The following is a 6,558-nucleotide window of genomic DNA, read 5'->3' on the forward strand; positions in this document are numbered from 1 at the left end:
ATCGGGACGTGGCGCAGCTTGGTAGCGCACTTGACTGGGGGTCAAGGGGTCGCAGGTTCAAATCCTGTCGTCCCGACCAGCGTTTTCGCAGGTCGCAGGCGGTATCGGAGAAATCCGGTACCGCCTTTCCGTATGTCGTGGGGACCAGTTGGGGACCACTAAAGAGCGTTGGGCCGGGTGTCTCTCGACCTACGATGCGGCCCATGACGATCACGTACGAGTGGCGCGGCGACTTCGACAACGCTGCCGTCAACGCGCTCCACGCGGAGGCGTTCGGTCATACCCAGATGTCCATCGATTGGCAGACACAGGTGCACCGTCACAGCCTCGGCTGGGTCTGTGCCCGAGAAGACGGCAGGTTCGTAGGGTTTGTCAACGTCGCCTGGGACGGTGGCGTCCATGCCTTCGTTCTCGACACGATGGTCGCTCAGGACATGCGCAGGACCGGTGTCGGGACCGGGCTCGTGACGACCGCGGCGCAAGGCGCCCGTGCAGCGGACTGCGAATGGCTCCACGTCGACTTTGACGACCATCTGCGTCCCTTCTACTTCGACGCGTGCGGCTTCAGACCGACGGACGCAGGGCTGATCGCCCTGCGCTAGGGAGGCGACCTTCACCGCAGCGTCGACCTCATGCGCGCCGTCGGCGAGGTGCCGGCGGCGCGGATTCTTTTCTGGCCGCGGTGGACGGCCGGAGGGGAGCGCGCTGGCGGAGCACCGCCTCCTGGACGACGGAGGCGACCAGGGTGCCGTCGCGGGTCCAGAAGTCGCCCAGGTTGAAGCCCCGCCCGTCGCCGGCGGAGGGGCTGCGCTGGGCGAAGAGGAGCCAGTCGTCGGCACGGAAGGGACGGTGGAACCACATGGCGTGGTCGAGAGAGGCCATGGCCAGCTGGGAGGGCCCCTCGCGGAAGGGATAGAGCGCCTCCTGGTCCAGTGCCGAGGTCGGGGCGAGGCTCAGGTCGGAGCAGTAGGCGAGCGCGCAGACGTGCAGCAGCGGGTCGTCGAGCAGCGTTTCGACCGCCCGGAACCACACGTACTGCTCGGTCTGGCCACGGCCGCCCCCGCCGGCTCGGCCGGTCGCGGACGGCGGGACCACGCGCATCGACATGACCTGTGCGTAGGCGGCCTCCCGGTGTTCGTCGGGTTTGCTCTCGGCCCAGTACTGGTAGGCGTCGGGCAGGTCCTGGGGCTGGGGCACGTCCGGCATGGCCAGATAGCGGTCCGGCTCGTCCTCGGGCAGCTTGAACGACGCCGAGAGCGTGAAGATCGCCTTGCCGTCCTGAACCGCGGTGACCCGGCGAGCCGTGTAGCTGTGGCCGTCGCGCAGCCGCTCGACGCTGTAGACGACGGGGCGCCGGGTGTCCCCGGGCCGGAGGAAGTACCCGTGCAGGGAGTGCACCGGCCGCTCGCACTCCACGGTGTGTCCGGCTGCCGTCAGGGCTTGGGCCGCGACCTGCCCGCCGAAGGCCCGCAGCGGGGCGCCGTCATGGCACCACCCCCGGAACAGGTCGCGTTCCAGACGTTCCAGGCTCAGGAAGCCGGCCAGACCGGTGGGGGCGGTCCCGGGGCGTTCGGCGCGGGGGCTCTCGCCGCTCTCGGACGACTTGCTTCCGTACACGCTCGACAACCTTTCACGCGTCGGCGGTGGCCGCCGCCCGGACGCTTAGAGTTAATCCCTGTTAGTGCGTCATGTCCAACTCGGACATCGCGAGCTCGATCTGTCGATCGCGCGCCCACGGGAGGCGGCCAGGCGAGTGCGGCATGCGGGAGGCCCTGTTTCGGTCGCGGAATCAGCTCATTCGGGGCGGGGTACGCGGTTGGGACAGGGCACTGAGGCTGCGTAAGTGAATCCTCGTAACGGTCCCGGCCTTGCGGGGCCGCTCGCTCGACCGCATGAAGCGGCGTGAGCGGTTCCGGCATGTGCGAACCGGACAGGAGCGTTTGCCCGACCCGCATCGGCGGGCCCACCGGGCCCACGGCGTCGTCGGGGCCCCTGTGCGGGCTCAGGCCACGATGTTGACGTGCGGATCGAGTCTGACGTCCACCAGGAACGGTCCGTCGAGGTCCCGGGCGATGTCCCGGAGGGCGTCGAGGTCCGCCAGGCGGCGAACGGTCATGCCGCGCGCGCCCATGGCCTCGGCCATCGGGACCAGCTCGGGCCAGGCGTTGAGCGAGTGGTCCGGGTTGACGCCGAAGTGGACGAGCTTGAAGTGCTCGGCACCGTACGCGCCGTCGTTGAGGACCACCACCAGCAGGGGCAGCCGCTCCCGTACGGCGGTGGTGAACTCGGCCATGTTCATCATGAAGCCGCCGTCGCCGACCACGAGAACCGTGAGGTCGCCGGGGCGTGCGACGGCCGCGCCGATGGCGCCGCCCAGCCCCAGGCCGATCGAGCCGAAGCCGCCCATGCAGACGAAGTCCCGGGGGTCGGCCACCCGGACGGCGGGCCACACCCCGACCGCGAACCGGCCGATGTCGCTGACCAGGACGCGTCTGGCGGGAAGGATCTCGTCGAGGCGGACCGCCGCGGTCCGTACGTCCACGGTGTCCGTGCCCGTCCGGTCCCGGAAGTCGTCGGTGAGCCGGTGCTCGCTGAGTCGTTGCCGGATCTTCTCCAGCCGGCCCCTGGCCGGGGAGTGGCCGGCCGCCCGCAGCGTTTCGCCCATGGCCGCCGCCACCGCCCTGGCATCACCGGAAACAGCCTCGTCGACCGGGGTGAACCAGCCGAACGCGCCCGGATCGCTGTCCACCTGGACGACCTTCTTGTCCCCCAGAAGCTCACCGTGGAAGCTCGTGTGGGAGTTGAGGCTCGCGCCGAAGGCGATGACACAGTCGGCCTCGCCGATGGCGGCCGTCGCCACACTGTGCGAGAGGTTGCCGAAGACGCCGAGGTCGCTCGGGTGGCCGTGGAACCAGTCCTTGGCGAGCAGGGTGGTGGCCAGCGGCGCGGCCAGTTGGTCGGCGAGCGCGATCAGCTCGTCACGGGCGTCCGCGGCCACCGCGCCGCGGCCGGCGAGCACCACCGGCCGGCCGGCGCCGGCGATCAGCCCGAGCGCGCCGTCCAGTTCCTCCTCGGCGGGCAGGCCCACGGCCCGCGCGAGCGGACGGGCAACGGGCTGCTGCGCGCCCGCGTCCTTGCGGACCAGGCCGATCGGCAGGTCGAGCAGAACGGGACGGTCCTCGGACACCACGCGCCGCAGGGCCCGGTTGAGGGCGCGGACCAGGCCGGCCGGCTGGTGGACCTTCTCGTACCCCGCGCCCGCCATGGCGGCCACCGCGGCCAGGTCGAGCCGCTGGAAGTGGGTCGGTTCCGCCGGGGTGTCGCCGGTGAGCAGCAGGACCCGGCTGCGGCTCCGCACGGCCTCGATCAGCGAGGTGACGGTGTTGGACACGGCCGGTCCATGGGTGACCGACGCCACGCCCACCCGCCCGGTCGCCCGCGACCAGCCGTCCGACATGCCCACCGCGCCGCCTTCGTGGGTCACCGGAACGAAGCGGCCACCGCGTTCCCTGTAGTCGCAGAGGTAGAGCATGTTGGCGTCGCCCATCAACCCGAACACGGTGTCGACACCGTGTTCGAGCAGGGCGGACGCGAGCTGCTGGTAGACCTTCATCGCGATGCCGTCTTCCTTCCGGTGCCGCCGCTGCGGGGCTGTGCGCGCCGGGTCCGTCCCGGCCGGGCCGATCGGCATCCGATGGGCACCCGATCGGCGCGGATCCCGTCCTACAGACCGAGGTCCTTGGCGATGATGGTCTTCATCACCTCGCTGGATCCGCCGTAGATGCGGTTGACACGGACATCGGCGTACAGCCGCGCGATCGGGTACTCCAGCATGTAGCCGTAACCGCCGTGCAACTGGAGACACTTGTCGATGACCCGGCCGCACACCTCGGTCGTGAACAGCTTGATCTTCGCGGCGTCGGCGGGGGTCAGCTCCCCGGTCTCCTCCAGCTCCATGCCCTTGTCGACCAGGGCCTGTGCCGCCTCCACCTCGGTGGCGCACTCGGCGAGCACGAACTTGGTGTTCTGGAACGAGGCGACCGGCTTGCCGAAGACGTTGCGCTCCTTGACGTACGCCTTGGCGAACTCGATCGCCGCGGCGGCCCGCGCGGTGGCGTCGACCCCGACCGAGATGCGCTCGCGGGGCAGGTTCCGGCCCAGGTAGGAGAAGCCCTTGCCCTCCTCGCCGAGCAGGTTCTCCACCGGCACCCTGATGTCGGTGAAGGACAGCTCGTTGGTGTCGCTGGACCTCAGGCCGATCTTGTCCAGTTTGCGGCCGTAGGCGAAGCCCTCGCTGTCGGTCGGCACCACCAGCAGGCTCAGTCCGCCGCGCCGGTCCTCCGCGGGGGCCGGCGAGGTGCGGGCGACCACGACGCACAGTTCGGAGTTGCGGGCGCCGGAGATGAAGGTCTTGGCGCCGTTGAGGAGATAGTGGGTACCGTCCTGCGACAGCTTGGCCGAGGTGCGGATGCCCGCGAGGTCGGAGCCGGTGCCCGGCTCGGTCATCGCGATACAGATCATGATGTCGCCGCTGACGAAGCCCGGGAACCAGCGCTGCTTCTGGTCCTCGGTGGCCAGCGTCAGCAGATACGGCAGGACCATGCCGGTGCTCAGGCCGTAGTGGCCGAGCATGACCGCGGCGCGGGCGCTCTCCTCGGTGATGATCGCCTGGTACTTGTAGCCGACCTCACCCGGGCCGCCGTACTCCTCCGGGATGCCGAACCCGGTCACGCCCAGCGCTCCGAGCCTGCGGAACAGCTCGCGCGGGACGGTGCCCTGGGCCTCCCACTCCTCGTAGTGGGGCACGACCTCCTTGGCGATGAACTCCCGGATCATCATCCGGAAGGCGTCGTGGTCCTTGCTGTAGACGGTGCGCTTCATGGGGATGTTTCTCGTTTCTGCTGAGGGCGGGTGGTCAGCCGTCGTGCGGTGCTCAGCCTCGGCGCGGGGGCTCAGCCGTCGGTGCGAGCGGCCCGCAGTTCCCGCTTGAGGATCTTTCCGGCGGGGGAGAGGGGCATCGAGTCGATGAACTCGACCGAGCGCGGGGCCTTGTATCCGGCGATCAGGGTCTTGGCGTGCGCGCGGATCTCGTCTTCCGTGGCCGTCTGCCCCGGCTTGAGGACGATCACGGCGTGCACCCGTTCGCCCCAGTGGTCGTCGGGCACGCCGATCACGGCGCACGAGGCCACGGCGGGGTGGGCGGCCACCGCGTTCTCCACCTCGGCGGAGTAGACGTTCTCCCCACCGGTGATGATCATGTCTTTGAGGCGGTCGACGATATAGAGGTAGCCGTCCTCGTCCAGATAGCCGCCGTCGCCGGTGTGCATCCAGCCGTCCCGGACGGTCTGCGCGGTCAGCTCCGGCTTGCCCCAGTACCCGGCCATCAGATGGTCGCCGCGGGTCACGATCTCGCCCACCTCGCCCGTGGGCACCCGTGCCCCGTCCGGGCCCACCACCGCGAGCTCGATGGCGGGTGTGGCCCGGCCGGCCGACCGCAGCCGCTGTCCGCCCGCCACATGGTCCTCGTGGGTGAGGACGGTCAGCACGCTGGTCTCGGTCATCCCGTAGCCCTGGGTGAAGCGGGCCTGGGGGAAGGACTTCATGGCCAGCCGGAGCAGACTCTCGGGACTGCCCGCGCCACCGTAGGTGATCCGCCGCAGACTGCTGGTGTCGTACGAGGCGAAGTCCGGGTGGTTGCAGACCATCTGGACCATCACCGGCACGAAGGTGGTCGTGGTCACGCGGTGTCTCCGGATGGTCTCCAGGACACCTTCCGGCGTGAAGTTCGGCAGGAAGACCAGGGTGCCGCCGACCAGGTTCTGTGCGTACCAGCCGGTGAGGGCGCCGATGTGGAAGAGCGGCGCCGTCAGCATGTTCACCCCGTCGGGGATCGCCGCCTGGGTCAGGATGAGGGAACTCATCATGGTGGTCTGCAGGGCGCGGTCGGTGACCATCACACCCTTGGGGGTGCCGGTGGTGCCGCCGGTGTAGAGCAGGAACGCCACGGTGTCGCCGCCGTGGCGGATGTCCGGCACCGGCTCGGAGCCGGTGATCAGCTCCTCGTAGTCCAGCATGTCCTCGGGAGTCTTTCCGGTCCCGCAGTAGACGAGGGTACGCAGGCCGGGGGCGCGCTCGCGCAGCTCCGGGCCGAGAGCCGCGAAGGTGTCGTCGACCAGCAGCACCTCGGTGCCCGAGTCGGTCAGCGCGTACGCGATCTCGGCCGGCGCCCAGCGGGTGTTGAGCGGATGCGCGACGGCGCCCATCCACCAGCCGGCGAAGAAGAACTCCTGGTGGTAGTCGGAGTTCAGTGCCAGCAGGCCCACCCGGTCGCCCACCCGCACCCCGAGGCCCCGGAAGACGGCGGCCAGCCGGGACACCCGGTCGACCACTTCACGGGTGGTGCGGACCCGGTCGCCGCAGATGGTCATGGGCCGGTCGGGATACTGCTGGAGCGCCCGGTGCAATGACTGGGTGAGATACACGACATCCTCCAAGGCACGGCCCGACGGCCTTGCCGGCCGAAGAGGGGAAGCGGGGGAAGAAGGGGGGAAGAGGGGC

5 protein-coding genes and 1 tRNA gene are annotated in these 6,558 nt (G+C 69.9%); 2 read left to right on the forward strand and 4 right to left on the reverse strand.

Annotation, left to right across the window (positions count from 1 at the left end; all coding sequences use genetic code 11):
* The first annotated feature begins 2 nt into the window (after positions 1–2).
* Together ACWF94_RS29325 and ACWF94_RS29330 are read left to right on the forward strand one after the other, a co-directional pair.
* Positions 3–79, forward strand: a tRNA-Pro gene (locus ACWF94_RS29325).
* A 124-nt stretch (positions 80–203) separates the two neighbouring features.
* Positions 204–602, forward strand: coding sequence for a GNAT family N-acetyltransferase (locus tag ACWF94_RS29330; protein WP_453494996.1), 399 nt, complete (start codon positions 204–206; stop codon positions 600–602).
* A gap of 28 nt (positions 603–630) precedes the next feature.
* Here ACWF94_RS29330 and ACWF94_RS29335 read toward each other — a convergent pair whose 3' ends face one another.
* From ACWF94_RS29335 to ACWF94_RS29350, 4 genes are all read right to left on the reverse strand, one after another.
* A complete protein-coding gene (locus ACWF94_RS29335) occupies positions 631–1,617 on the reverse strand; it encodes an acyl-CoA thioesterase (protein ID WP_453494999.1) in 987 nt (328 codons plus the stop codon).
* Between the two features lie 385 nt (positions 1,618–2,002).
* Positions 2,003–3,691 (reverse strand): thiamine pyrophosphate-binding protein, encoded by a 1,689-nt coding sequence (locus ACWF94_RS29340; protein ID WP_453495002.1) that lies wholly within the window; start codon positions 3,689–3,691, stop codon positions 2,003–2,005.
* A gap of 32 nt (positions 3,692–3,723) precedes the next feature.
* The gene (locus ACWF94_RS29345) at positions 3,724–4,881 is read right to left on the reverse strand and encodes an acyl-CoA dehydrogenase family protein (RefSeq protein ID WP_453495005.1); all 1,158 of its coding nucleotides are present in this window, start codon (positions 4,879–4,881) and stop codon (positions 3,724–3,726) included.
* A gap of 71 nt (positions 4,882–4,952) precedes the next feature.
* A complete protein-coding gene (locus tag ACWF94_RS29350; protein WP_453495008.1) occupies positions 4,953–6,482 on the reverse strand; it encodes an acyl-CoA synthetase in 1,530 nt (509 codons plus the stop codon).
* Between the last annotated feature and the right edge of the window lie 76 nt (positions 6,483–6,558).

The sequence above is a fragment of the Streptomyces sp. NPDC055078 genome (genome assembly GCF_053607985.1).

Coding starts and splice junctions, on each gene's coding strand:
- ACWF94_RS29340 (WP_453495002.1), bottom strand. CDS start 3,691: ATGCCGATCGGCCCGGCCGGGACGGACCCGGCGCGCACAGCCCCGCAG.
- ACWF94_RS29330 (WP_453494996.1), top strand. CDS start 204: ATGACGATCACGTACGAGTGGCGCGGCGACTTCGACAACGCTGCCGTC.
- ACWF94_RS29345 (WP_453495005.1), bottom strand. CDS start 4,881: ATGAAGCGCACCGTCTACAGCAAGGACCACGACGCCTTCCGGATGATG.